At 40.6% G+C, this 24,868-nt stretch carries 25 protein-coding genes and 2 pseudogenes; 17 read left to right on the top strand and 10 right to left on the bottom strand.

The window, feature by feature from the left end:
- The first annotated feature begins 18 nt into the window (after window positions 1–18).
- The 6 genes from CDG76_RS05910 (at window position 19) to hpsP (ending at window position 7,700) form a co-directional block, all read left to right on the top strand.
- Window positions 19–810 carry an SAM hydrolase/SAM-dependent halogenase family protein gene (locus CDG76_RS05910; protein ID WP_094348148.1) on the top strand — a complete coding sequence of 264 codons (792 nt, stop codon included), beginning with the start codon at window positions 19–21 and terminating at the stop codon, window positions 808–810.
- Window positions 811–1,138: 328 nt separating this feature from the next.
- Window positions 1,139–1,915: a glycosyltransferase family A protein gene (locus CDG76_RS05905; protein ID WP_094348147.1), complete on the top strand. Its 777-nt coding sequence runs from the start codon at window positions 1,139–1,141 to the stop codon at window positions 1,913–1,915.
- Window positions 1,916–2,371: 456 nt separating this feature from the next.
- Window positions 2,372–4,027, top strand: coding sequence for a hormogonium polysaccharide biosynthesis protein HpsL (gene hpsL / locus CDG76_RS05900; RefSeq protein ID WP_094348739.1), 1,656 nt, complete (start codon window positions 2,372–2,374; stop codon window positions 4,025–4,027).
- 270 nt (window positions 4,028–4,297) lie between these two features.
- Complete coding sequence (hpsN, locus tag CDG76_RS05895; protein ID WP_094348146.1) at window positions 4,298–5,278, top strand: hormogonium polysaccharide biosynthesis glycosyltransferase HpsN; 981 nt, start codon at window positions 4,298–4,300, stop codon at window positions 5,276–5,278.
- A 38-nt stretch (window positions 5,279–5,316) separates the two neighbouring features.
- On the top strand, window positions 5,317–6,492 hold the full coding sequence (hpsO, locus tag CDG76_RS05890; protein WP_094348145.1) for a hormogonium polysaccharide biosynthesis glycosyltransferase HpsO: 1,176 nt from the start codon (window positions 5,317–5,319) through the stop codon (window positions 6,490–6,492).
- A 35-nt stretch (window positions 6,493–6,527) separates the two neighbouring features.
- Window positions 6,528–7,700: a hormogonium polysaccharide biosynthesis glycosyltransferase HpsP gene (gene hpsP, locus CDG76_RS05885; RefSeq protein WP_094348738.1), complete on the top strand. Its 1,173-nt coding sequence runs from the start codon at window positions 6,528–6,530 to the stop codon at window positions 7,698–7,700.
- A gap of 43 nt (window positions 7,701–7,743) precedes the next feature.
- On the opposite strand, the gene CDG76_RS37090 is transcribed toward hpsP, so the two are convergent.
- A complete protein-coding gene (locus tag CDG76_RS37090) occupies window positions 7,744–7,947 on the bottom strand; it encodes a hypothetical protein (protein WP_094348144.1) in 204 nt (67 codons plus the stop codon).
- 40 nt (window positions 7,948–7,987) lie between these two features.
- Between CDG76_RS37090 and CDG76_RS05875 the strand changes: the two genes are divergently transcribed.
- The 3 genes and pseudogenes from CDG76_RS05875 to CDG76_RS39500 form a co-directional block, all read left to right on the top strand.
- Entirely contained in the window at window positions 7,988–8,626 is a 639-nt protein-coding gene (locus CDG76_RS05875) for a peroxiredoxin (RefSeq protein WP_094348143.1), read from the top strand.
- 562 nt (window positions 8,627–9,188) lie between these two features.
- On the top strand, window positions 9,189–9,380 hold the full coding sequence (locus CDG76_RS05870; RefSeq protein ID WP_094348142.1) for a hypothetical protein: 192 nt from the start codon (window positions 9,189–9,191) through the stop codon (window positions 9,378–9,380).
- A 155-nt stretch (window positions 9,381–9,535) separates the two neighbouring features.
- Window positions 9,536–9,616, top strand: a pseudogene (locus CDG76_RS39500) (DUF2949 domain-containing protein); the annotation flags it as partial.
- Window positions 9,617–9,739: 123 nt separating this feature from the next.
- On the opposite strand, the gene CDG76_RS05860 reads toward CDG76_RS39500, so the two are convergent.
- The 3 genes and pseudogenes from CDG76_RS05860 to CDG76_RS39570 form a co-directional block, all read right to left on the bottom strand.
- Window positions 9,740–11,314: an adenosine deaminase gene (locus CDG76_RS05860; RefSeq protein WP_094348141.1), complete on the bottom strand. Its 1,575-nt coding sequence runs from the start codon at window positions 11,312–11,314 to the stop codon at window positions 9,740–9,742.
- Between the two features lie 187 nt (window positions 11,315–11,501).
- Window positions 11,502–11,683: pseudogene (locus CDG76_RS05855) on the bottom strand (acyl-CoA desaturase); the annotation flags it as partial.
- On the bottom strand, window positions 11,656–11,784 hold the full coding sequence (locus CDG76_RS39570) for a biliverdin-producing heme oxygenase (RefSeq protein ID WP_143854030.1): 129 nt from the start codon (window positions 11,782–11,784) through the stop codon (window positions 11,656–11,658). The pseudogene CDG76_RS05855 and the gene CDG76_RS39570, both read right to left, overlap by 28 nt.
- 56 nt (window positions 11,785–11,840) lie before the next feature.
- On the opposite strand from CDG76_RS39570, the gene CDG76_RS05850 reads away from it, so the two are divergent.
- Window positions 11,841–12,539, top strand: a complete 699-nt coding sequence (locus tag CDG76_RS05850; RefSeq protein ID WP_094348140.1) for a DUF305 domain-containing protein — start codon at window positions 11,841–11,843, stop codon at window positions 12,537–12,539.
- Between the two features lie 101 nt (window positions 12,540–12,640).
- Here the strand turns inward: CDG76_RS05850 and CDG76_RS38155 are convergent, their stop codons facing one another.
- The 3 genes from CDG76_RS38155 to hpf form a co-directional block, all read right to left on the bottom strand.
- Window positions 12,641–12,874 carry a type II toxin-antitoxin system PemK/MazF family toxin gene (locus CDG76_RS38155; RefSeq protein ID WP_223265143.1) on the bottom strand — a complete coding sequence of 78 codons (234 nt, stop codon included), beginning with the start codon at window positions 12,872–12,874 and terminating at the stop codon, window positions 12,641–12,643.
- 101 nt (window positions 12,875–12,975) lie between these two features.
- Complete coding sequence (locus CDG76_RS05840; protein ID WP_094348139.1) at window positions 12,976–13,227, bottom strand: hypothetical protein; 252 nt, start codon at window positions 13,225–13,227, stop codon at window positions 12,976–12,978.
- A 198-nt stretch (window positions 13,228–13,425) separates the two neighbouring features.
- A complete protein-coding gene (gene hpf / locus CDG76_RS05835; RefSeq protein WP_094348138.1) occupies window positions 13,426–14,073 on the bottom strand; it encodes a ribosome hibernation-promoting factor, HPF/YfiA family in 648 nt (215 codons plus the stop codon).
- 621 nt (window positions 14,074–14,694) lie between these two features.
- Here hpf and lipB point away from each other — a divergent pair.
- Both lipB and CDG76_RS05825 read left to right on the top strand, forming a co-directional pair.
- Entirely contained in the window at window positions 14,695–15,387 is a 693-nt protein-coding gene (lipB, locus tag CDG76_RS05830; protein ID WP_094348137.1) for a lipoyl(octanoyl) transferase LipB, read from the top strand.
- A gap of 402 nt (window positions 15,388–15,789) precedes the next feature.
- Window positions 15,790–15,990, top strand: a complete 201-nt coding sequence (locus tag CDG76_RS05825) for a hypothetical protein (RefSeq protein WP_094348136.1) — start codon at window positions 15,790–15,792, stop codon at window positions 15,988–15,990.
- Window positions 15,991–16,068: 78 nt separating this feature from the next.
- Here the strand turns inward: CDG76_RS05825 and CDG76_RS05820 are convergent, their stop codons facing one another.
- Window positions 16,069–16,824: an amino acid ABC transporter ATP-binding protein gene (locus CDG76_RS05820; protein ID WP_094348135.1), complete on the bottom strand. Its 756-nt coding sequence runs from the start codon at window positions 16,822–16,824 to the stop codon at window positions 16,069–16,071.
- 76 nt (window positions 16,825–16,900) lie between these two features.
- Here CDG76_RS05820 and CDG76_RS05815 point away from each other — a divergent pair, with 76 nt between their 5' ends.
- The 4 genes from CDG76_RS05815 to CDG76_RS05800 all read left to right on the top strand — a co-directional run bounded on the left by CDG76_RS05815 (window position 16,901) and on the right by CDG76_RS05800 (window position 21,904).
- Window positions 16,901–18,400, top strand: a complete 1,500-nt coding sequence (locus CDG76_RS05815) for an ABC transporter permease subunit (protein WP_094348134.1) — start codon at window positions 16,901–16,903, stop codon at window positions 18,398–18,400.
- A gap of 413 nt (window positions 18,401–18,813) precedes the next feature.
- Entirely contained in the window at window positions 18,814–20,337 is a 1,524-nt protein-coding gene (locus CDG76_RS05810) for a SulP family inorganic anion transporter (RefSeq protein WP_094348133.1), read from the top strand.
- Between the two features lie 263 nt (window positions 20,338–20,600).
- A complete protein-coding gene (locus CDG76_RS05805; RefSeq protein ID WP_094348132.1) occupies window positions 20,601–21,236 on the top strand; it encodes a restriction endonuclease subunit R in 636 nt (211 codons plus the stop codon).
- Window positions 21,237–21,280: 44 nt separating this feature from the next.
- Window positions 21,281–21,904: a Uma2 family endonuclease gene (locus CDG76_RS05800; RefSeq protein ID WP_094348131.1), complete on the top strand. Its 624-nt coding sequence runs from the start codon at window positions 21,281–21,283 to the stop codon at window positions 21,902–21,904.
- Between the two features lie 22 nt (window positions 21,905–21,926).
- Here the strand turns inward: CDG76_RS05800 and CDG76_RS05795 are convergent, their stop codons facing one another.
- Both CDG76_RS05795 and CDG76_RS05790 read right to left on the bottom strand, forming a co-directional pair.
- Window positions 21,927–22,970, bottom strand: a complete 1,044-nt coding sequence (locus CDG76_RS05795; protein ID WP_094348130.1) for a glycerate kinase — start codon at window positions 22,968–22,970, stop codon at window positions 21,927–21,929.
- A 15-nt stretch (window positions 22,971–22,985) separates the two neighbouring features.
- Entirely contained in the window at window positions 22,986–23,318 is a 333-nt protein-coding gene (locus tag CDG76_RS05790; protein ID WP_094348129.1) for a DUF565 domain-containing protein, read from the bottom strand.
- Between the two features lie 805 nt (window positions 23,319–24,123).
- On the opposite strand from CDG76_RS05790, the gene CDG76_RS05785 reads away from it, so the two are divergent.
- Window positions 24,124–24,750, top strand: a complete 627-nt coding sequence (locus CDG76_RS05785; RefSeq protein WP_094348128.1) for a hypothetical protein — start codon at window positions 24,124–24,126, stop codon at window positions 24,748–24,750.
- Window positions 24,751–24,868: the final 118 nt, after the last annotated feature.

Here is a 24,868-nt window from a genome sequence, read left to right as displayed (position 1 = left end):
ATCAAAAGGAGGAGCAGAATGTTTATCTGCGTCATTGCAGACTACGGTACAGGAGATCCGGCATTTACTGAAGTCACACAACGTCTGCTGATGACTTTTCCCCATGCCCAAATTCATTTGCTTTCGGTTCCAGCATTCAGTACCTTAGCAACGGGATTCTGGATTGCCCAACTAGGACTTAACCCAGGGCCTAGCGATCGCCTAATTTATCACAACTGTGCGCCTCGTCAGGACGATCCTGAAGCTCGTCGAGATAATGAAGGTGAAGGATTAACTTATGCCCTTCTATCCAATGGTGTAAAAATAGTGGGTGTGAATGCGGGCTACACCCTCTCCTTTATCAAAGACTATACAAAGGAGTTGCGAGTGGTCAACGTTTCCCGTGGTGGATCGCAGTTTCGCTCACGAGATGTATTTCCTCCGGCTGCGGCTGCGATTATGAATGAAGATTTTAGCATTCTGGGAGATAGCCTCAAGAGTGAGCAAATTCCAGATGTTCCATCAGATCGCATTGCCTGGATTGATGGCTACGGCAACATTAAAACAACTATTGGGGCGCATACAGTTAACTTGGAGCCTCAAAGCAAGATCGTAATCCGAATTGGAGATGTGGTCAGCGATGCAGTGTATTCTGATGGCAGTTTCAAGGTGTCTGAAGGAACTTTAGCTTTTGCTCCTGGTAGTTCCGGTTGGTCAAGAGGCGATTCAGGGGAACCATTACGCTTTTTAGAGCTATTTTTGCGAGGAGGGAGTGCTTGGGAACGCTTTGGCCGTCCCCGTGTGAATCAGCAAGTAACTCAAATTGCCTGAAATCCGGTAATTGGCTTTTGTTACTGTCAGTAGACCGAAAAGTTTTCCAGAACCCTTACTAGCCGTTGATTAGAGTTTAGAAACACAATTTGCCGCAATCCTGTTATCTGCTTTTCAAGGAACGAGCGTTGTTGGTGGTTTAAGAGTGCAAGCGTAGGCGCAGCCCGTCGTAGACATTGCGATCGTCAACAGAAAAACCTCGTCTGAAACCCTGATTCTTTCGTCAACTTACAAAACTTTTCGATCTACTGACATTTAGTCTTAGCGTCAGTCTTAACGTGTTATTATTTGCTTCGAGATTCCTAGTTGTTTGTTCTGATAAAATACAGTGCTTGTTTTTGTTATCCCACTCAAAAGTGCAAAAGTTTCCAATTCCTGGGAGCGTGTTACACAATTATTTGAAAGATGTATTAAATCAGTTTGCAATCAAACCTCACCTAACTTTCACGTTATTGTTGTTTGTCACGAAAAGCCCAAAATAGAATTCACTCATCCTCATATTACATATATTACAGTTGATTTTTCTCCTCCAAACGAGCCTAGCCCTGTAGCCAAAGGAGACACAGACAAAGGGCGTAAAATCTTAAAAGGATTGATGTATGCTCGTCAGTTTTATCCCACTCACACTATGACAGTTGATGCTGACGATTGTGTGAGTAAAAAGTTAGCGAAATTTGTTCAACAACACCCTGATTCTAATGGATGGTTTATAAATAAAGGTTATAAATATCAAGAAGGCAATAATTACATCTATATCAAGAGAAGCAATTTTTATAAAATGTGCGGTACTTGTAACATTATTCGATATGATTTGAATGATTTGCCAGAAACCGCAGAATATAATCGTGGCTACGGATACTATAGATATTATATAGACCACGCTAAAGTTAGAGAGATTTTAAAGAACAAAGGAAAATCCATTAAATCATTACCATTTCCAGGTGCGGTTTATATTTTGGCAACAGGAGAAAATCTTTTTGAAAATTCAAAAAGATTAAGATTTAGTATTTTTAATCGTAAATTATTAAATCAATCATTGAGAGACGAATTTGGATTATACAATCTACAGCAATCCAAAGAGATTTATCAACTATCAGAATTTTGACATACTCCCCCGTTTGAAAAACGGGGGATTCTAGTGCATTAAACGTAGACGTAGGTTGGGTGGAGCGGAGCGCAACCCAACACATATCAGGATGTTGGGTTACGCAAAGCCTCCACCCAACCTACAATTTTTTGCTGGGAATGCTCATCCTTGAGGCTCCGCCTCTCTTGCTGGCGGCAGAGCCGCTTTTGAGTTGCATTTCCAGCCAGAGGCTAGAAACGAAGTTTTAAAGGAGTTTCAGCTTAATTTGAAATGGTCTGCAATACGCCATGCGTAGCTTGCTTCCCTGTAAGGTACACCAACGGACTTCTCTTCTTAGGCTGCGCCAACGCTGAGAGCGAGTAATCGAGCGTCGGGAACCTCCACAACGCACTGCCCCCCTACGTGTATTTTAAAATCAAATATTAGTCCTATATAATGGAGTATTTTGCGAGGCTGATAGGCTACAGTGCCACTATGCCAAAATTTAAACCAAAATCTCAGCAATCTAAAAAATCGAAAAAGCAGGCTAAAAAGGAAACTTCTACCCTTAGCCTCAAAGAACAGTTAGCCCAAAAGCGCAAATCTGCCCAAGTACGTAAAGAACTCACTAGCTTACTCACCACCGCCATTTTTGGCGGTGTCTTCGTTGGCATTCTACTTTTTTTCGTAGCTGGAATTAAAGCAGCAATCCCTGGCGTGTTAGGGATAATAGTCATGTCCCTTTCCTACAAATATCCGCGTCAAGCCCTATATGCCTTCATTATTTACATACCTGTGGGAGGTACTGTCACCTACTACTTAGGCAATAGTCCCATACTCCAATTAGCTAAAGATGCCTTTTACGTTCCAGCCCTAATTGGACTTTGGCAGACTTGCCGTAAACAGGGGCTACCTATAATTATTCCCAAAGGTATTACAATCCCACTTTATATTGTTTTGGCTTGCAGTCTGCTAACACTGTTGTTTGTCAATGGTGGACAGCAATTTAACCCTCCTAGTGCAGGACTATTAGAAAAAGCAGCCCCAGAAATACCATTAGGTATGGGAATTTTGGGACTAAAAGTATTTTTAGGCTATGTCCCCCTGATTGGTTGTGCCTACTATCTAATTCGCGATAAGCGGGATTTTCTATTTTTATTGCGTCTCCAGATTGTCCTCACACTGATTTGCTGCGCGCTGGGATTTATTCAATACTTTTTACTACTAACTGGTGTATGTCAAGGTACTAGAGGTCTTGAAGGAGATGCCTTATTTAGAGCAACACTCGAAGCCCGATGTTATTTTGGTGGAGCGCTAGTATATAGTCCCGAAGAAGGGATTATTCGCCTACCAGGGACATTTGTAGCTCCTTGGCAGTGGGCTTGGTTCTTAATTTCTAGCACCTTTTTTACCTTTGCCACCGGCTTCACCGATCCCTCGCCAATATGGCGGATCATCGGTTTAGGTTCTATAGTGGGAGTCTTTATCAATGCTGTCATCTCTGGACAGAGAATCGCCTTAGCTTTAGTACCAATCTGCTTTGGGATTTTGCTATTACTTACCGGACAACTTGGCAACCTGAAACGATTTATCCCCATAGGCGTGGGACTTGCCTTCATTCTGGGAATTGCGATGGTGACTAACCCTGCTGTCGTACAAGAGAGAACCGAGAGTTTTGTCAGTCGTTGGAACGCTTCACCACCTCAAGATTTTATCATCCAGCAATTTGAAGAAAATTGGAAAAACGTAGACGGGCCATTAGGAAGCGGCTTAGGACGAGCAACAAACTCTGCCCGTGTGATGGGTCAAACTAAGCTTGTGGAAACCTACTACCCCAAAGTACTTTATGAAGTGGGAATTGTTGGATTACTAGCGTTTCTGAGTTTGGTAACAAGTTTAACAATTCTGGGCTTTAAAACCTATCGCTCCATAAAGAACCGTAATTTCCGTAGTTCTGGAGCAGCTTTGTGGGTGTTTATATTGTTTATTAGCACCAACACTTATTACTATCCTCTAGATGTCGATCCTGTTGCGGCCTATTATTGGTTTTTTGCGGGAGTTCTTTTTAAGTTGCCAGAACTGGAGAAACAAGATAAGGAAGATGCTAACCCTGAGCAAAAAAACAAGAAAAAACGTCTAAAAACAATTTAAATGAAATAAAAATGGCCAAAGATATAATTGGAGATCAAACAGACCTCAGTATTTAAAAGCTACCTCGAAATTCTCGCCATAAACTTATTTTTCGATGATACTTATTGATGGGTAAACAATTTCGTAGTCAGAGAGAGGCATGGAAGCGAGATTTTTCAGAATCCGTGAAAATACAGTATGTAAATTAAAGCAATAGCCACTTACTGAATTTCATGAAAATTAATTTCTACAAGGCTATTATAGAAGTAGTAAAATTACTTAATAAAAGTTATGAATAATTGGCCATTAGTTACTGTAGTTATCCCGACCTACGGACGAGAGGAAGCGTTACGCGATAGCATTGTGGATGTCTTAAAACAGGACTATCCAAATTTTGAAGTTTTAGTTGTAGACCAAACTGCAAAACACCAACCAGAAATTCAAGCCTATCTAGAAGAGATGGCGGAAGCAGGTAAAATTAAATGGTTGCGCTTAGATTGGGCAAGTTTGCCAGGAGCGCGGAATTATGCTGTCCGGCGGTCATCTGGTGAAATAATATTGTTTATTGATGATGATGTTCAGTTAACCCCTGGATTGTTAGCAGCCCATGCGAAAAATTATGTGCAAAACCCAGAGGTGGGGGCTGTAGCCGGTCGGGTCTTTGACAGAATGAAATTAGGTGATTCTGGAGGAGATTTACAGATTGAATATCTGCCTCCCGAAGCTATGGACCCAGGAATTGCTTGGTATCATATTGATTTGGTACATACCATCAAGCCCCAACAAGTGCTGACAGCGAGGGGCTGTAATATGTCATTTCGCCGCGAAATCTTTACTAAGTATGGATTGAGGTTTGATGAGAGGTTTGGCGGGAGTGCAGTACGTGAAGAGTCAGATTTTTGTTTGCGGGTGAGACAGACGGGATATAAGATTTGGTACGACCCAGAAGCCCATTTGGTGCATTTAGGCGAAGAAACAGGGGGTTGTCATGATATTAGTATGCGATCGCTAAAATATCAACTCACCTTTTATCACAACCATTTCCTACTAGGGCTGAAAAACCTGACTGCAACTCAAGCTTTACGCCTATACGGTCGTTTATTTGACTGTCACGTTTTGGGACGCCCACCTTGTCACAAAAGCGGTTCCCCCATCAAAATTGCCACTCGCGGTATTTTCTACATTTTGGGTTTTTTCAAAGCCTTGGGTACTGTCATCCAATCACTATGGAATGATGGTCAAATTTACAGTCGATTGGATAAACAAGTTTAGTTATTAGTCATTAGTCATTAGTGAATAACAAAGGATAGATGAAAATCTTAGTTGCTAGTCACACTTATATCGTAGACCTCAACTGTGAGAAATTACGCGCTTTATCCCAACTAGAACCTAACATTGAAGTTACAGTTGTAGTCCCAAAGCGCTGGAAACCAGGCGGTGTACAAAACAGAATTATTGAAACAGAATACCGTGATGAAGGCAGATTTAGAATAGTTCCAGTTTCTAATTTTAGTCAAAATCATCAGGGACTTCTTACATTTGGCGCTGATTTGATATCTTTATTAAAACAATTTCGCCCGCAAATCATCCAAGTTGAACAAGGTTCTAGAGCCTTGGCTTATACACAAATGATTGCCTTAAATCAGCTATTAGGACTCAAGGCAAAAAATTTATTTTTTACCTGGTGGAATCTTCCTTATGAACTGAAACTGCCAATTTCTTTATTAGAAAAATATAACCTCAACCACAGCCACGGTATTATTTCTGGCAATCAGGATGGAGCAGAGGTTTTGCGGCAACGGGGATATACAGGTGCAATTAAAGTTATGCCACAACTGGGTGTAGATGAAAGTTTATTTACTCCCAAAGCTCAACCAGAGTTAGCAGCTAAGTTGGGCATTGAAAAAGAGGATTTTGTAGTAGGTTTTGTAGGGCGATTTGTGCAAGAAAAGGGTTTATTAACGCTTTTGCAAGCTTTAGCTACTTTGAAAAATAAACCTTGGAAATTACTATTATTGGGACGAGGAGAGTTACAAAGTGAATTAATGAAAATTGCGGCAGAAAACAATATTAAAGAACGATTAGTTTTGATAGAAAGTGTTCCCCATGATGAGGTTGCAAGCTATATCAATTTAATGAGTACTTTAGTATTACCTTCAGAAACAACTTACAAGTTTAAAACCTTAACTTCTGCTGGCTGGAAAGAGCAATTTGGTCATGTGCTAATTGAAGCAATGGCTTGCCAAGTTCCTGTGATTGGTTCTGATTCAGGGGAAATTCCCTATGTAATTGGTGATGCTGGCTTAGTATTTCCTGAAGGTGATGTTCAAGCTCTTGCTAATTGCTTAGTTCAATTAATGGATAAACCAGATTTTGCTCATACTCTCGGTGAAATGGGTTATCAAAAAGCAATGATTCAATATACAAATAAAGCTTTGGCTAAACAGCAATTAGAGTTTTATAAAGAGTTAGTCATTAGTAAATAACAAACGGCAAAGGACAAATGACAAATGACAAAAAAATGAAAATATTACAAATTGTCCCCTCAATTTCTCTAATTTACGGTGGGCCTAGTCAAATGGTATTAGGATTAGCTCCAGCGTTAGTAAAAGAGGGAGTAGAAGTTACAATTCTCACAACTGATAGTAATGGCGATAATGGTCAAACACCTCTGGATGTTCCTTTGAATCGCCCAATTAAACAAGATGGCTATGAAATAATTTATTTTCGTTGCGCGCCGTTTCGTCGTTACAAATTTTCCCTAGATTTATTAAACTGGCTAAAACGTCATGCTCACGAGTTTGACATAGCACATATTCACGCTTTATTCTCGCCAATAATTAGTGCTGCTGCTCTTGTGTGTCGTCAGCAAAAACTACCTTATATTTTCCGTCCTTTGGGTACTCTCGATCCGGCTGATTTACAGAAGAAAAAGCAATTAAAACAGCTTTATGTCGCAATTATAGAACGTCAAAATTTAGCTAGTGCCGCAGCTATTCATTTTACTAGCAACCAAGAAGCTAAAATATCAGAACGATTTGGAGTATCTACGCCAGATTTGGTGATTCCCTTGGGTGTGATTCCCCGTCAATCTTCTATTAAAAATGTATGTAGTCAGTTAGAACTACCAAAAGATGTACCGTTGGTGCTGTTTATGTCACGAATTGACCCGAAAAAGGGGTTGAATTTGTTGATTCCGGCGCTAGAGAAGTTGTTAGCGGTTGGTTATAAGTTTCATTTTGTCTTAGCTGGGACTAATCCTCAAGATCCAGATTACGAACAAAAGATAATATCCCAAATTCAAAATTCCCCATTGCGATCGCACACTACGATTACTGGCTTTGTCACTGGTGAACTCAAAGTTAGTTTACTACAAGCTGCTGATTTATTTGTCTTGCCTTCTTACTACGAAAATTTTGGGATTGCTGTAGCTGAAGCGATGGTAGCAGGTGTACCCGTAGTCATTTCTGACCAAGTGCATATTTGTCAACAGATACGTGATAGTGAGTCGGGTTGGGTAGGCGCAACACATGTTCAAGCACTGGTAGAGTTACTGCAAGAGGCTTTGCAAAATCCCGCCGAACGCCAGCGACGGGGATTAAACGCCCAAAAATATGCCTTGGAAAATTTTAGTTGGGATGCGATCGCAAAGCAAACAATCCAAGCCTACCAAAAAATTCTGGCAAACAAATGAATTTCATAACTCAGAATTGAATTTTTGAATTCTGACTTCTCTTTTAACCCAACGCAGATAACAGCAGTTTTTGCCAAATAGGCGCTAGAACTGCTTTGACAACAATATCCGCAATCACAAAACCAATCCCAATTAACATATAAGTTTTTGAAAAGCGTCCTTTATCTGAGAGCGCTGACAACCTAAAATTTTGTTTCAAACTGCTAAAGCCCGATTGGGGAATGGGGGTTTTATGGGATGATAGCATACTAGAATATATATGCCTTTCTAACTACAGGGAATCTCTCATGGCTCTCCGTCTAGGTGACACAGTACCCAACTTTACGCAAGCCTCAACACACGGCGACATCGATTTTTACCAATGGGCAGGTGACAGCTGGGTTGTGCTGTTCTCTCACCCTGCTGATTTTACACCTGTTTGTACAACAGAACTTGGCACAGTTGCCAAGCTAAAACCAGAATTTGACAAGCGCAATGTCAAAGCGATCGCACTCAGCGTTGATGATGTAGAATCCCATAAAGGCTGGGTGGGAGACATTGAAGAAACTCAAAGCACCACTCTTAACTACCCAATTTTGGCAGATGCAGATCGCAAGGTTGCCGATCTGTACGACATGATCCACCCCAATGCTAATGCGGCTGTGACAGTGCGATCGGTTTTTGTAATAGACCCCAACAAGAAACTCCGCCTGAGTTTCACCTATCCTCCCAGCACGGGACGTAACTTTGATGAACTTTTGCGGGTAATTGATTCTCTGCAATTGACTGATAATTACAGCGTGGCTACACCAGCTGACTGGAAAGATGGAGAGGATGTTGTAATTGTCCCCTCACTGAAAGATCCAGAAGTACTAAAACAGAAATTCCCCAAAGGTTATGAGGAAATCAAACCTTATCTGCGGATGACTCCTCAGCCTAACAAGTAAATCTGAGAATGATTTCTGATAAAAAAGCAAAGACGCCAAAATATAATTTTGCGTCTTTGTTTTTTTTGCGTGAGAATATAGTCAATTGGCTAGGCATCCGGGCTTGCGCGGCTAGCGATCGCCTCCGGTAGAATATAGCCCATCGCATTACAATTCATACTTTTTAGTTATCCAACCCTATTTTTAATTTAGATAAAACACTTGAGGAACTTGTCAGGAAATATTTGAACTAAACAGGTTTTTTCTATGTTATGTCATGTCCGCTTGATTACTTACTAAACCCCAAGAACCCCACCCCGCCAAAGCTATGCTTTGTCTCCCTGCCCCGCTCTTCGGGAGGGGCTGGGGGTGGGGTGCAAGACTTGAGGAAATCATAACTAATTATACGGACATGATATTACAAATAAATTCCCAAAATTGAGTCTTCAAAATAGGCTAAACTGCGTGTATAAACTGGCAAAATATTAGTCACGCTCTGCAACAAATCTTAATTTATATTTATAGTTTGAGGGCACATTAGTTTTGTCAGCATATATCAGTTGACCTTAAGGAGGTAAGTATCATGCAAAAAGAATATATGGAGATATTAGAATCATTAATTAATAAATTGACATTATCCGCAATATTAGAAATGTTAGAGCGAATATGTCATAAAAAAGCGGAAAATCTGAGAACTCATTGGCAAGATGAGACTTCAGCAAAGCTTTGGGATAAAGCCGCTAGACAGATAGAACAGCTAAATGTTGATGTTTGATTGAAGAGATAATCTTGCACTTCCTCACAAGTTCCTCAAATTTTTTGCGTATTTTTATTATGGAATCTAGAAAATACACGAAATTAATCAACTTTTTACTAGAGTAGTCGGCAATTCCTGCTGCTGCTATTAGCTTGGCTTGATGTTATGTTGAGCAAACTCCAAGTTTGTTGCCTATGGTTCTTTGGCAGTATGGGCTAATAACTGTTACTCAACCAATACCTTTGCCAAAATAAGAGCCTAGAAAAATTTTGGCAAAGGTATTGTTTCCAGTAAAGCTTGCAGGTATGAAAAACTTGACTTCTAATTTGTCGCTGTGGTCAAATAATTTGTTGCTCTACATTTTTCGTGAAAGTCAATCAAAGCCAGTTCTGCAATGACTCAAACCGAGCAAATTCTGACTCTAGCTGCCATTGAATCTGGGCGCGATCGCTTTTGTTCAAAAAGGCACTGCACCCTTGAGAAACAGAGGTTTCACCAGGGGTATCGCTTGCACAAGCTGGAACCATTGCCTTAAACTCAGACGACTTCCAGAGACTATTTCCCGGAGCGAAACTATATTCTAAGCCATTGCGAGCCAGTCGCTTGAGGTCTTTATATCCCAGCCCATATCTCGTTGCTGCTAACAAATACTCATTACTTAAATCGATGCGGGAAATGCCTTCATCATCAGAAGCAAGGGTCATTGGTACTCCAGCCTTCCAATACTCCCTAAAAGGATGCTCATCTCCCTGGACATTCAAAATGACCTGATTACTGGTCAGGCAGATTTCGACCAACACGCCGAGTCGTCGCATTTGCTCCATCAACTCGAAGGGACGCTCCTCAAAAAGAATATCCACGCCATGTCCGATGCGAGATGCCTGTGCCACTTCTACAGCTTGCCGAATATGAAAACGTAAATCCTCTGTCGGAACCAACCCCAGAGTTAACTCTCCGGCATGGAGCGCGACCTTGACATTGGGATATTGGCGTTTGAAAAATTGCAGCATTTGCATTTGCAGGGTGTAGTCGCGCAGTGCAATCGGGTTGTCTTCTGGGGCGACGAGATTGATGCCAACTACCCGCGAATCTGATGAATCTAGTGCAAAGGCATAAGCTAACTGAGCAAACACTTCAACGGGCGACTTTGTTCTTGTCGTTTGCTGCAAATAGCGCACCGTCACTGCACATCCAGGCTGTGCCGATGGAGTGCCACAACCGAGTGTTTTCGAGACTTCGCGCTCCAACTGTGCAAATTGCTGGTTGCCGAGTGTCACTAGCTTGGTTAATCCTCGTTTGAGCAATTGACTATGCATCTCTTGCAAATCTTTATTCCAACCAACTTCACGCCCTAGCTGTCGAACCTCACTACCCTGAACGGTAAGCATTAACTCTAGATAGGTAATATGCTGCGAAGCTGCCCGATTTGCTACTGACGCGACCATATCATCCCGACGGCTCATAGAATCTGATATTGGCCCAAAACCACTAAAAGCTTCAAAAAATTGGTCGTGTCCTGATTTTCCAGCAAATTGGAGGTTACGAGTAGACCAACGATTTATTAGGGAATCATAAACAGATGTTCGGTTTAACAATTCTGAGGCTGGAAAATAGCTACTGTCCTGACCGCAAGCCTTAGGTTCAACTAAAGCCCCCGCCTTTGGATTTACACAATACCCATCGGTGGCAGCCCACTCCAGATAGTGTTCTGCGTACACAGCCCCACTTAGATGACTGTGGATATCTCCACCCTTCGGCATTCGCTGTACAAATGCTCGTAAAGCGGCTGGCTGTGTGCGATGGGCTTCAAACCAACTAGCAGTTTCAGCTTCACTCCGAGTCGAGGACTGCTGCGAATTAGATGGGACTTGGGCTGCTACACTGAAGATCAAACAGCTAGAACTCGTTAATACTCCTAAAAAGAAATAATATAAGGGCGCTCGTCTATGCATATAGATTTATTTTTTTGTAAAACATGGCCAGTATGAGTGTAGTTATCATGCTGTTCAAAACCATCAACTATCAATCTTTATAAGCTAGATAAACTATAACCTAAGATAGATACGTATTAATTAATTTTATTTAGTCCAATCAGAACTTATCATTTTTTGTTCGCTACTCAGAAAGCCTTGCTCATGGGGCGATCGCATACTCTAACCACCGAGGTACTTTAAAGCTACGATGACTCAACAGACGACGGTAGCCTAAACAAACTCCGATGCTGCCAAATAGCCAGTGTAGAAACATAGCTATACCCAATGCACCCCAGGAGAAAACCAAGGAGCCAGCAATGCTACTGCGTGAACAGTAGTAAACCTGATAAATCTCCCATGTACCGAGTATAGGCATGAGCAATCAGTGTAATAAGAAACAAGATCCCCGACTTTGTAAAAACAAGTTGTCGGGGATCTTTAGATTTCATCTAAATTTCATTAGATCATTAGATCATTAGAATTAGAAACATATTAGGTAAGATTTATGCAACTACTATTTTTAAGGAATGGCTTTTTAGCGCTAGCCTTTACTGCGATCGCTTCAGCAGGTGGGTTAATTACAGGCTGTACTAGTACTGCTTCCCAGAACCAAAGCCAAGCGCCAAAGGAAACCGCTACCAATGCTAAAGACAAGCAGATGATGAACCACGGTGGTGGCATGACGAATCACAGCATGGGAATGGATTTAGGCCCAGCCGATGCTAATTTTGATTTACGATTTATTGACGCTATGATACCGCACCATCAAGGGGCTGTGGAAATGGCGAATGTTGCGCAGCAGAAATCAAAACGTCCTGAAATCAAAAAATTAGCAGACAATATTATCAAATCGCAAAACCAAGAAATCACTCAGATGAAGCAGTGGCGACAAGCTTGGTATCCCAAGGCGGGAGATAAACCAATGGCTTACAACAGCCAAATGGGTCACATGATGGAGATGTCGTCTGATCAGATGCAAACTATGATGATGAGTCAAGACTTAGGAGCAGCCGATGCTGAATTTGATTTGCGCTTTATCAATGCGATGATTCCTCACCACGAAGGGGCTGTAACAATGGGAAAAGATGCCTTAAGTAAGTCTAAACGCCCTGAAATCAAGAAATTAGCCCAAGAAATTATCAAAGCCCAAGATATAGAGATTAAACAAATGCAACAGTGGCGAAAAGCTTGGTACAATAAGTAATTCGTAATAAAGTCTTCAGATCAATATCAAGTGAAAATGCTTGTAGACATTGATGGCAAAAAAGTAGACGGGCGTTTTATGTTATGCTGCATTAGTTCTCACTACAATCCAAGTGTATCTCTCAATGCTTGGTCAATATTTGCTGTTGGTAGTGAGCCAATTACTTGATAAATTGCGGAAAGTGTAATTGTTGCTAAGTTATCAGCCATTACTACTGAATCTGCTAAAAGCCCGGATTGTTTTCCTTCTGATGAACTTAGCAGTATAGTGATACGGCTAGGATATCCTGCTCGAAACATCTGGCTGGTAATCATAGCAACGATAACTTGGGGCAAACCTAGTTTGCAAATTATCTGCTTGTACAATCAGAGCAGGTCGTGTTTTAGCAGTAGTCAGGTTAGAATTTGGAAATAGTACCAGAACAACATCACCTCGCTTAAAGGTTTGTTTTGGCTGCGTCATAGTTATCATAGATACTCATTTCCTGGCTATCCCAATCATCTGCAAAGGTTGCTAAATGCGATCGCAAAATCTCAGCCTGGGCTTTGTTAATTCCCTGAGAAGCTAGGTCAATTTCATCTGACTTCATAAAAGTTACAATTACTCGCGTTCCTTCATCTATATCAGTGGGTTGTTCGGTGAGTTCCACTCGACCATTACGGTATGTTCCTTCAACACTAGTCAACATTTTTAACCTCGCTGCTTGTGAATAGTTAAATAGTGTGGCTTATAGCAACAATTTCCTTCTGATTAAAAATATCTAGTCATATTTATAAACTACTGTTATTTGCTTTTATGATTTGTTGCATTTGAAGCAAGCTGCGCGTAGCGTCCCGTAGGGAAGGGAGCCGAAGTGCTGCTCCCCTCATCTCCCTATTCCCAGTGCCTATTTACTAGAATGGGACTTTTCTGGCATGACTATATTAGTATGGCTAGCCTTGCCATTTTTGCCGTTAGTATGTCCGTTACCATTGCGGGGATGGATGACACCATAACCGCCGTGGTTACGTTCGTAAATTACATTAATCTCTCCAGTTTCCGAATTATGGAACATATAAAAGTCGTGTCCTACGAGTTGCAGTTGTTCTAGGGCTTCTGCAACAGTCATCGGCGGCATGGAAAAATATTTGGTGCGGACGACTTCGTTGGGCAATTCGGGGGTGCGATCGCCAATTAAATCTGTTACTATCGACTCTGCAACAACTACTTCTGTTGGTAGAGCATGAGTTTTCTGGTCTTGACGCCGTTCTTTATATTTCCGCAGTTGACGAGCAATTTTATCTGCAACTAAGTCAATGCTGGCATATAGACTTTCGCTGCTTTCCTCGGCACGAATAACGCTACCATTAGCATAAATAGTTACTTCAGCTGCTTGTCTTGGATTAATTCGGGGATTCCGAGCGACGCTAAGATGTACATCCACTTCATTTGTAATGCTTTGAAAGTGACTAACTGCTTTTTCAATCTTTTGATGTACATACTCACGAATCGCATCGGTGATTTCAATATTTTTGCCGTGGATGACAAGCTTCATGTAATACTCTCCCGCTGAATATTTTGGATGTGTGAATTTGCTTTGTATGAAAAGAAATTGCGGTAAGGTTTATTACTCCCGCCAAAACAAATTGTGAACTATATTGTATTTACTGCTGTTAAGCTGTCTCTCAGCTTGCTTCATCTGAGGAATTGTCAAGTATAGCCTTGATTTACTTCCTCATCTCTGCGCTGATGTCTAATTGTATATCCAATTAGCACTATTGAGTGAGGAAATCTAAATTGTAGCTCCTATGACTACCTTTTCCTTTAAAGGAATGCTTACAGAACTGTTGATAATTGCTCCTTCTGTGTTCGATTGAGGTTTGCTTGCTGTTGCTCAAGAATACAAGGCTTTGTGGAAGTTTGATTCTGTTTGAAATGCAAACAATGGTATTAAAGTCATCAGCCAGTACATTCTTCCTTATTGTCTTGGCATAATGCTTATGGCAGAGAATTCCTCCTAAAACCTATTGAGGTTGTATATTCAAGCTAGCACTTTGTATTTTCTAATGCATGTTCCCTTGACTTTCCTTTAAAATCCTTTGCAAAGCTTGACAATTGTTGATTCTAATCCTGTAACTTGAAATATATTTAGTTCTTTATACGGTTGAATTTTGGCATGATCCATAGTAGCGAACCACACAAAAACATTTGTTTGCTGTATAATCAAGGATTAATGCCTTACTTGGAAGCTCATGGATGGCAGCGATCGCTTCTAACTGAGCGCATTCATGACCCAAGTCTAGATGACGTATTAATTTTGCTAGAACATCCTCCTGTCTATACTTTGGGACAAGGAAGCAACTCAGACTTTCTCAAATTTGATATTGACATAAGCCAGTATGATGTGCATCGAGTTGAACGAGGCGGCGAGGTTACTTACCATTGTCCCGGTCAACTGGTAGGCTATCCAATTTTAAATCTGCAACGTTATCGTAAAGACCTCCATTGGTACTTACGGCAACTCGAAGAAGTAATAATTCGCGTATTGGCAGTTTATGGATTGCAAGGAGAAAGAATTCCGGCTTTTACTGGCGTTTGGTTGCAAGGGCGAAAAGTTGCCGCAATTGGTATTAAAGTCAGCCGTTGGATTACTATGCACGGCTTTGCGTTAAATGTTTGTCCAGATATGACAGGCTTTGAGCGCATTGTACCCTGCGGTATTTCTGACAAACCTGTAGGCAGTTTAGCCAAATGGATTCCAGGTATCACCTGCCAAGAAGTGCGTTTTTACATAGCAGAATCTTTTGCGGAAGTCTTTGGCGTGGAATTAGTAGAATCTCAGCCTCAAGGATTTTTCCAGTCTGAGTAAATTCAGCTTGTAATATGTAATAAATACTATAGCAGTCCTATTTAAATTGTGAGACACTTATGAGAGTAGTCCATATTAAATAGTATCAAAATAACTATTTATATCATGTCCGCCAAATCACCCATAATAAAAGAACCCCACCCCCAACCCCTCCCCGCTTGCGGGGAGGGGAGCTAAAGCGCAGCTTTTGCGGGGTGGGGTTCCGGTTATTATGGTTAATTATCCAGACATCATATTAATACCCGTTTGAAAAAAGAATGTGATAGATACAAACCTGAGAAGCCAGATTAAATCAGACTTTTTGAATTTGGAATTGGTATAACTGCGGTTGTCAAAGCTAGAATCTGCTTATTTCTAAATTTTTATACTAACTTTTTACGGCTGTTAAGCACAACTTTGCGTGTGAATTACTCAAATAATCTCCAGGTATATGCCCCATCGATAACATCTCTCAGAGAACGTGATTGGACAGCTTTGATAGAACTATTTGATAGAGACGACGGTGATGAAATTGAAGCCGACATTAGCGGTAGTTTATTTTGGCTAATACCTGAACCTTGTTGGGAAGACGATCCCTTTGATTTTTTGCGCGAGTATCTTTAAGTAGTGATGAGTTATGAGTTATGAGTTATGAGTTCAAAAGAAGCCTTTAATTTATAACTCCTAACTCCTAACTCCTAACTATCTAACGTTGAGGCGACTTAGGAAAATACGTAAGCGATCGCTTTGCGGATTGGTCAGTACTTCATAGGCTGGGCCTTGTTCTGTCACAATACCTTTGTCTAAAAATATCACCTGATGGGCTACTTCTTTTGCAAACTGCATTTCATGGGTAACAACCACCATTGTCATCCCTTCTGTGGCTAATTGCTGCATCACTTGCAGAACTTCGCCGACGAGTTCGGGATCTAGGGCGCTGGTGGGTTCGTCAAATAGCATGATTTGGGGATTCATACATAAACTACGAGCGATCGCTACTCGTTGCTTTTGTCCGCCAGAAAGTTGTTCGGGATAAGCAGAGGCTTTGTCAGATAAGCCAACTTTTTCTAAATATAATCTCGCTATTTGGGCGCTTTCTTTTGGTGTTTTACCTAAGACTTTACGCGGTGCAAGTGTCATATTTTCTAAGACGCTGAGATGGGGAAACAGGTTGAACTGTTGGAAAACCATGCCTACTTGTGTTCGTAGTTGCCGCAGTTGACTATAGTTGACAGTGGGCCTAGATAAGTTAATTCCGTTGATGATTAAACGCCCTTTGTCAATGGCTTCTAGGCGGTTGAAGCAGCGTAGTAAGGTACTTTTACCACAACCGGAGGAACCGATAACTGCAACGACTTCTCCCCGATTGATTTCGCCGGTAATTCCTTTGAGAACTTTAAGGGAACCAAAGTTTTTTTCGATATTGTCAAAAATAATCGCGGGGATGGTATTATTCATTACTTATCTCAAGCTGCTCTACAGTTGATTGTAATATTTTAAGAAACCGCAAAGGCACAGAAGGAGAGAAAATAATATGGCTAAAGTTGGTTTTATACGTTGGCTGTATTTATGTGTCTTCGTAGGTTTTAGTTGTTTATTACTGATTAGCTGTGCTGTGAACTCTAGCGCGAGGAAAACTTTGCGGGTTGCTACAGAACCAGCGTTTCCACCTTTTGAGTTTCAAGGAAAAGGTGGCGAGTTGCAGGGGTTTTCCATTGATTTGATGAATGGCATCGCTTCTTCTGCTAACTTTAAAGTTGATTTTCAAAGTCTGCCTTTTGATGGCATTATCCCAGCTTTGCAAGCCAAAACGGTAGATGCGGCCATTAGTTCGATTACGATTACTCAAGAGAGGGCGAAAACGATTTCTTTTTCCCGTCCTTATTTTAAGGCTGGGTTAGCGATCGCAATTCGCGCAGACAATCAAGATATTACTGGTTTTGACAGTCTCAAAAATAAAAAAATTGCTGTACAAATTGGCACAACTGGGGCTGCAAAGGCTAAGAGTATTCCTGGAGTGCAAATTCGCAGTTTTGATTCTGCACCCATAGCCCTGCAAGAATTGCTCAACGGTAATGTGGATGCAGTGATTAATGATGCACCTGTGACTTTATATGCAATTAATACAGGCAATCTTCAGGGAATTAAAGTTGTACAGCAATTGTTGACGGAGGAGTTTTATGGAATTGCTACAGCTAAAAACTCGCCGAATTTGACATTGATAAATGATGGCTTGGATAGGGTGCTGAAAAATGGCACTTATACCCAAATTTACCAGAAATGGTTTAAAGTTGAACCACCATCACTACCAGCTAAATCACCATTTGAGAATAAAACTAATACTGGGACACCTCAAATATTAACTTCAATTAATGTGGTTTTGCAGGCTTTCCCAAGCTTATTGCAGGGTGCGTTGGTAACGTTGCAGTTGACGATACTTTCTGTAGTGTTTGGTTTAATTGGCGGTTCCTTAATTGGTATTGTTCGCCTTTCTCATATTGCACCTGTGCGTTGGTTGGCGAGGGCGTATGTAGATTTTTTTCGGGGAACGCCTTTGCTGGTGCAAATTTTTATGATTTACTTTGGTTTACCAGCAATTTTACAAGAACTTGGTTTGACATTTTCTTTCGATCGTTTAAGTGCTGGGGTAATTGCCTTAAGTTTGAATAGTGCTGCATACATTGCCGAAGTTGTTCGTGCTGGGATTCAATCAATTGAACCAGGACAAGCAGAAGCAGCAAAATCATTAGGTTTGAGTTCTGTGCAAACTATGAGTTATGTAATTTTTCCCCAAGCTTTCCGGCGGATGATTCCACCTTTGGGGAATGAGTTTATCAGTTTGTTGAAAGATACTAGCTTAGTTTCTGTGATTGGGTTTGAAGAATTACTACGTAAAGGACAGTTAATTGTTGCTGACAACTATCGCGCTTTTGAGATTTACGCAGGTGTAGCAGTTGTTTATTTATGTTTGACGCTACTTTCTTCCCAAGCGTTTAGCCGATTAGAAGCTTGGATGAATCCTATCAAGCGCTAAGAGACTTTCAAAAAAAATTTCTCAAAATCTAGAGAACGAGCATAAATATAATTATTTAAATTACAAGGATAAAAGTATACCTTTTTTCGAGCAATTATAATTTATTGTTTAATTTTAATTAATATTCTGCGGCGAATCCAATAAAAAAGTTATGTAATATCAATCAGATAACACTATTGTTATCATGTACTTGTAATCATTAAGAAATGTAAATAGTAACTATAACCGTAAGTCAATTTAACTTAATGATTTCGTGCTTGCTATTTGAGGGCTGATTACGTAAGTACGTTAACGTTTTAATTAGAACTCAGTGAATAGGTTTGAACTATTCAATGCAAGTCTAGTTTCGGCTGCATTGTAACAGTTCACCTTGCCAGCCAAAAATTAAAAACTTTTCATTAGAGGAGAAGCAAATGAGAAATTTGAAAGCAATCATAGACAAATCCTCATTGACTAGTGAAGTACCGGCATCATTTGTGGTGTTTCTTGTCGCCCTTCCTCTTTGCATGGGTATTGCGATCGCTTCGGGACTTCCGCCATCTCGCGGCTTAGTTACAGGAATAGTAGGCGGAATTATTGTTGGTGCTGTTTCCGGTTCACCTTTGCTTGTCAGTGGCCCTGCTGCTGGGCTGGCTGTGATTGTTGCAGAAATAGTTAAAGAATATGGCATTGAAATGGTTGGGCCAATTTTGCTGCTAGCGGGTTTAATCCAATTACTCGCAGGTATTTTTAAACTTGGCCAGTTGTTTCGCGCTATGTCACCGGCTGTCATCTATGGAATGCTTGCAGGTATTGGGATATTAATCTTAACTTCCCAATTTCACGTCATGCTAGACGACCAACCGCGTATACACGGCATTGAGAATTTAATTTCTATTCCCAACACCATTTACAAAGCTTTCTTTCCTATAGATGGTAGCGTTCATCATGTTGCAGCACTCATAGGTGTAATAACTATTATCAGTCTTCTGCTGTGGGAAAAATTTAAACCCAATAGTTTAAAGTTGATACCTGGTGCGCTTGTCGGCGTTGTAATTGCCACCGTCATAGCTACAGTGTATCGATTACCGATTCAGTATGTTGATGTACCTGGAAATCTGGCACAAGCAATTCAATTACCAACACTTGCCAGCTTACCACGCCTAATTCAGGCAACAGTTTTGCTAGATGCGATCGCGATCGCATTCATTGCTAGTACAGAAAGTTTGCTTTCAGCTGTAGCAGTAGATCGACTGCATACCGGGACAAGAACCGATTTCGATCGCGAATTAACAGCCCAAGGAATTGGCAATGTTATATGTGGGTTCTTGGGTGCTTTGCCGATGACAGGAGTGATAGCCCGCAGTTCTGTAAACGTAGAAGCTGGTGCTAAAACTAGATTATCAACGATGCTTCACGGTTTATGGCTGCTAATTTTAGTAATTGCAGCCCCAACCTTACTCAAAATAATTCCCATTTCTAGTCTGGCAGCAATTTTAGTTGTTACTGGTTACAAACTAATCGAAGTAGAACATATTCGCCAGTTAAAGAAGTATGGACGTTTTCCTCTGATGATATTTGCTGCCACTTTAATCGGGATTGTTGTTACTGACCTGATCACAGGTGTTTTAATTGGTATTCTGTTGACAGGAGTTTTACTAATTCACAAAATGTCCGTGCTGAATATCCAAATTATTAAGCATGAAAATAATCAGCGAATAGACATTTATTTACAAGGTGCGGCAACATTTGTGAGGCTACCAAAATTAGCGAATATTTTAGAACTTGTGCCTCCAGGAAGTGAATTGCATGTTTATATGCAAGACTTGGCTTATATAGATCACTCTTGTCTAGACTTACTATCGGTGTGGGCAAAACAACAGCAACAAATGGGAAGCACCTTAACTATGCAATGGGATCGTCTAATAGATCGTAATCGCAAACCATTTACTCTGTAGTAGTCAAGCTAGATTGAATTTGCTTCACGGTAAGGTAGCACAGCTGTGCTACCTTACCAATTGTTTGTATTTCTATGTAATCAGCCAGGGGTTAAAATAGGTTTTATATAGGGAATTTGGATTGAGTTGCACCTGATACCAATTCTGTATGAAGATGCGCCAAACTATATGAGGAACGAACCGCAAAGGGCGCAAAGGACACAAAGAAGAAAGAAAATTTGGCGCAGCCTCACAAAGAAATGGTATGAATTAACTAAAAATATATGACAATTCTCAACGCTCGTAATTTATCTTTAGAAGAAGTTCAGCGTCTGTTTAGCTTTGAAGAACAGTACAGTGACTCATTTTCTAACTACTTATCTCTGGAACCTCTCGCGGAAACAGAACAGCAGGAACTTCTGCAAATTAGAAATGACTTTCGACGCTATCTGACAGCTGGTAAAGTTTCTGAGGGTCAGGTAAAGTTTCTTGCAGTTGCGCCTTTACTAAGATTAGCTGGTTTTTATCGCTATCCGATCGAGATTGTTTTGGAAGAGAATATTGCTGATATTGAAGTTGAAGATGAGGATATCAAAATTAAAGGCAGATTTGATATTTTAGCTATTAGTAAAGCTAAACATACAAAACTTCAAAGATATTTTTGGGTACTGTTAATTGAATCTAAGAATAGTCAGATTGATATATCAACAGGTTTGCCTCAGCTTCTCACTTATGCTTATAAAAATTTAGATAATCAAAAATCAGTTTGGGGATTAGCGACTAATGGTAGAAGTTATCAGTTTGTCTATATTGAACAAGGAAATCCCCCGATTTATTATCTGTTACCAGAATTAAATTTAATGGAAAGAGAGCGTTCAAGTCAGCTGCTACAAGTTTTAAAAGCAATTTGTCAGCTTTAAAAGTATTGATGATTAAGGCAACATACAAGCCAAAGTAACAATTTATGACTCAAGCCATACCCAAACTAGTAAGCTTTGAAGATTTTGCAGCTTGGCGTCCTCAAGGCGGAAGATACGAATTACATAATGGTGCGATTGTTGAAATGCCCCAACCAACTGGTGAACATGAAGATGTTGTTGGTTTTATCGCTAGAAAACTAACAGTAGAATTTGACAGATTAAATTTACCTTATATAATCCCTAAAACTGCGCTGATAAAACCTTTTAATTCGGTATCAGCTTATTCCCCAGATGTGTTGATATTAAATCGTCTTAATTTAGTGAATGAGCCGTTATGGAAAAAAGAATCAACTGTATCATATCCGGCATCAATTCCCTTGGTAGTTGAGGTAGTTAGTACCAATTGGGATGATGACTACTACACAAAACAAGGTAAGTATGAGGGTATTGGAATTCCCGAATATTGGATTGTAGATTATCTCGGTTTAGGCGCTAAAAAGTTCACTGGCAACCCCAAACAGCCTACTATGTCTATTTATCAATTAATCGATGGTGAATACCAAGTTACTCAATTTAGAGGTACAGATCGCATAGTCTCGCCTACTTTCCCAGAATTGAATTTAACCGCCGAACAGATTTTTCAAGCTGGAGGTTTCCCAAGTAGTTAAAATTACCGATCTACTTAACGCCCTAAGTGCGATCGCAATACACTTGACCAAAACTATGATCGGGATGAATCTCAATCACCATATCAACCACTGTTGTATCTCTTACCAACGGCATGATGAATAATTCCGGGTGAAGCGATCGCCAAAAATAATTGACAAATTGCTCTATATCTGCATTACTCATTCCCGACTTACCCGCAGCAATCATCTGTTGTTCTGCCTGTTTACGCCACTCCAAAGAACAGCGGTAATCGGTGGGATAAAGCACAATTAAACTGTCTAATCGCTCCCACAGTGGTAGATAATCGTGGAGGCGAAGATTCATCTCACAAGCGAATGCTCTATCTTCATCTGTGACAATTGGCGGTGGCGCAGTATTAAATACATCTGGGTCGATTGGTCGCACACCCACAAACCACCCTTCAAATAGTACAATATCTACACCCGTGACCATTTCTGGATTAGTGCGATCGCCAGCACCTCCATAAGCTGATTTATCAAAGCGGGGAAGCATTACAGGGCTTTGCAACTCACGGATTTGATCTAGTATATTTAAGCCTAAGTTTACATCATGGGTTCCTGGTGGGCCGCGCCAAATTAAGCGGGGATCTTGCTGTGTTAGGAGTAAGCGATCGCTGTAAGTTTTATACAAGTCATCCAAAGATAAACTCACAGTCCTGTATCCCAAATGATCGAGAATCAAAATGAGAATTTTGGACATTGTGGTTTTACCAGTACCTTGTCCTCCCAATATTCCTTGAATCAGTGGGCGTCCCAACTGTTGGCGCTGCGATGCTAGTTTGATCCCCAAAGGCAGCCACAAGTCCCACAATACCTGTAACATTTCCTGGGGTTGTACTTGGAGAGTAGCTTGGCAGAATTCGCTAAAAGCTGGGAAGACAGATTTTAGTAAATGCGATCGCCTTTCGATCGTTTCATCAACATTTTCCGGTACGATGCCAAAAGCTTCTGCCCTTAACCGATCTGCCAGCGCTGCTTCTCTTGCTTCCTGCTTCCAAGTTTCCCCCACCTCATTGGTTGCCAAAACACTCAGCCACAAATTCATAAATTCTCCATCTGACTACGATCCCAGCTTAAAAGCTTCGAGAAACAGGCTGTAGATGAAACCAACTTTGAGAAGATTTAGTGAGTCTACCAAAAGCGATCGCCTTTCCAAAAAGCTGCGACTATAAAATATCCGGCTGGTAATTTCCGTTAACAATACTAAAAAAGCTGCTACCACAATATCCAATACACCTTCTTGTCCAGCGGTTGTGGAAACTGCGTTTCCCAGAAAAAAACCGAACAAAAAACTAATCATCAGCAACGATAGCCGTCGCCAAGGATTTAAAAACCATTGCCCAAAGCGTGTAGCAATAGCATCGAACAAGTTGTTGAGACGAGTGTTTTGCATCAAAGGGACTTCTGGGAAAAGTCAAGATATCTTGAAATATGTCTATATTAATGTAAGAAGGATATTGGTTTTAGCATCAGCTTGTTTGTTACTATTGTAGATATCTACTGGAATTACAGTGTTTATTCAAATTTCACCATTCTATCATCTTCAGAGAAGTACAGTTTCTTAGAGGATGTTTGGAAACAATAATATTTAGTTTGATCCCCACGTTTAAGCCTTAAAAAATGGGAAAATGATTCAAAATTCCCCTTTTTTAAGGAAGCTAGTTCGTTAAGCGGGTTTGCTGACTTGTTTCATGTATGGAAGTAAGCTACTTATAGCATCTCCCAACAGGAGAAGGGACTTGTGTAGATTTAGGAAGGAGGATCTCTAAGCACTGGCTATATCACCAGGTACTTTCCAAATATCGTCTTAAGGTGCTTTTAATAGCAGAAGATAAAATACACTACTTAGATTTATCTGACGTTTAGCAAAGGACGCCTTGTTGAGGCTGCTAACGGTTTCAGGAAACTTTTATTTTTTTATACAAATGAATTGGCTGAATAGGTATAGAATTATCTTGTTTTTATCCATACTTATGGTCAAAAACCAAAGTCATGGATCTCTGTACCTATTGTTTTTCAAACATCAAAGAGATTATATCCTTCAAATGTTTTCTAATCAAAATGATATTTATCATACATTCGTATTCCTTATTTTAGGAAAGTCTATATTCGGCTATTTTGTGTGATTATCTTTTGGGATAATAGGCTACTATTTGGTCAAGCCTAGACAAAATATTTATTTCTAAATAACTATCAATATGAAATCTTTAGTGTATCGTAACGTCGGTATTACAGCTTTGTGCTTGGGACTGCTTGTTGCTCTGGTGGGATGCTTCGGGGTGAGCGTATCTTTTGAGCCTACAAACCCAGATACATCTTCAGAACTACCAACAGAAACTCAAGAGTGGCAGACAACTTCAGTCGTACCTGAAAAAGGTATTTCTGCTAGTCTATCTACTCCAGCACCTACCCCAACCAATCGAGTAGAACATAGCAGTAAAGAGAATACTTATCCTGTCTTGGCAGAGCGTGATAAATCAACAAGCATTGCCAAGGATCGAGGGACTTTGCGAATGAGCAATCAAACAAATCAGCCTGTGCGGCTGGTTCTACTGGCACGACAGTCAGTAGCAAAAGGAGCTAGTAAAAAACAAACTCACTACGATGTACCGGCACATTGGGATTTTGCTCCCGAAGAAGGTAGTGAGAAGGGACTAGTTCTATCTCTACCTCAAAATAATTTAAAGCTGGAGAAGGGAGATGTTTTAGTTGCTTTTGCACAAGATGGTTCCCGTCGTTACTGGGGCCCTTATATTATTGGCGAAACTCAATTACCTAAGTGGAATTCCCAAAACAGAGAATGGCAACTTGTGCTGAGTCAATAGACTTCTTGGCATTGTGGGGATAAGGGGCGGGGGGGAATGGCACTAAGTTAATCGCAAAGCCCTGATATAACAAGATTTTTGAGTGTGGGGAGAGTGGGAAGTGTGGGAGGTGTGGGGA

The sequence above is a fragment of the Nostoc sp. 'Peltigera membranacea cyanobiont' 210A genome (genome assembly GCF_002246015.1).
Taxonomy (GTDB): domain Bacteria; phylum Cyanobacteriota; class Cyanobacteriia; order Cyanobacteriales; family Nostocaceae; genus Nostoc.
The sequence above is the reverse complement of the archived record's forward strand: the minus strand, read 5'-3'. Positions and strand labels throughout refer to the sequence as shown.

Bases quoted from the DNA above. Each gene is read 5' to 3' on its own strand.
- CDG76_RS05910 (WP_094348148.1), top strand. From the start codon at position 19: ATGTTTATCTGCGTCATTGCAGACTACGGTACAGGAGATCCGGCATTT.
- hpsL (WP_094348739.1), top strand. From the start codon at position 2,372: ATGCCAAAATTTAAACCAAAATCTCAGCAATCTAAAAAATCGAAAAAG.
- hpsN (WP_094348146.1), top strand. From the start codon at position 4,298: ATGAATAATTGGCCATTAGTTACTGTAGTTATCCCGACCTACGGACGA.
- hpsO (WP_094348145.1), top strand. From the start codon at position 5,317: ATGAAAATCTTAGTTGCTAGTCACACTTATATCGTAGACCTCAACTGT.
- hpsP (WP_094348738.1), top strand. From the start codon at position 6,528: ATGAAAATATTACAAATTGTCCCCTCAATTTCTCTAATTTACGGTGGG.
- CDG76_RS37090 (WP_094348144.1), bottom strand. From the start codon at position 7,947: ATGCTATCATCCCATAAAACCCCCATTCCCCAATCGGGCTTTAGCAGT.
- CDG76_RS05875 (WP_094348143.1), top strand. From the start codon at position 7,988: ATGGCTCTCCGTCTAGGTGACACAGTACCCAACTTTACGCAAGCCTCA.
- CDG76_RS05870 (WP_094348142.1), top strand. From the start codon at position 9,189: ATGCAAAAAGAATATATGGAGATATTAGAATCATTAATTAATAAATTG.
- CDG76_RS05860 (WP_094348141.1), bottom strand. From the start codon at position 11,314: ATGCATAGACGAGCGCCCTTATATTATTTCTTTTTAGGAGTATTAACG.
- CDG76_RS39570 (WP_143854030.1), bottom strand. From the start codon at position 11,784: ATGAAATCTAAAGATCCCCGACAACTTGTTTTTACAAAGTCGGGGATC.
- CDG76_RS05850 (WP_094348140.1), top strand. From the start codon at position 11,841: ATGCAACTACTATTTTTAAGGAATGGCTTTTTAGCGCTAGCCTTTACT.
- CDG76_RS05840 (WP_094348139.1), bottom strand. From the start codon at position 13,227: ATGTTGACTAGTGTTGAAGGAACATACCGTAATGGTCGAGTGGAACTC.
- hpf (WP_094348138.1), bottom strand. From the start codon at position 14,073: ATGAAGCTTGTCATCCACGGCAAAAATATTGAAATCACCGATGCGATT.
- lipB (WP_094348137.1), top strand. From the start codon at position 14,695: ATGATCCATAGTAGCGAACCACACAAAAACATTTGTTTGCTGTATAAT.
- CDG76_RS05820 (WP_094348135.1), bottom strand. From the start codon at position 16,824: ATGAATAATACCATCCCCGCGATTATTTTTGACAATATCGAAAAAAAC.
- CDG76_RS05815 (WP_094348134.1), top strand. From the start codon at position 16,901: ATGGCTAAAGTTGGTTTTATACGTTGGCTGTATTTATGTGTCTTCGTA.
- CDG76_RS05810 (WP_094348133.1), top strand. From the start codon at position 18,814: ATGAGAAATTTGAAAGCAATCATAGACAAATCCTCATTGACTAGTGAA.
- CDG76_RS05805 (WP_094348132.1), top strand. From the start codon at position 20,601: ATGACAATTCTCAACGCTCGTAATTTATCTTTAGAAGAAGTTCAGCGT.
- CDG76_RS05800 (WP_094348131.1), top strand. From the start codon at position 21,281: ATGACTCAAGCCATACCCAAACTAGTAAGCTTTGAAGATTTTGCAGCT.
- CDG76_RS05795 (WP_094348130.1), bottom strand. From the start codon at position 22,970: ATGAATTTGTGGCTGAGTGTTTTGGCAACCAATGAGGTGGGGGAAACT.
- CDG76_RS05790 (WP_094348129.1), bottom strand. From the start codon at position 23,318: ATGCAAAACACTCGTCTCAACAACTTGTTCGATGCTATTGCTACACGC.
- CDG76_RS05785 (WP_094348128.1), top strand. From the start codon at position 24,124: ATGAAATCTTTAGTGTATCGTAACGTCGGTATTACAGCTTTGTGCTTG.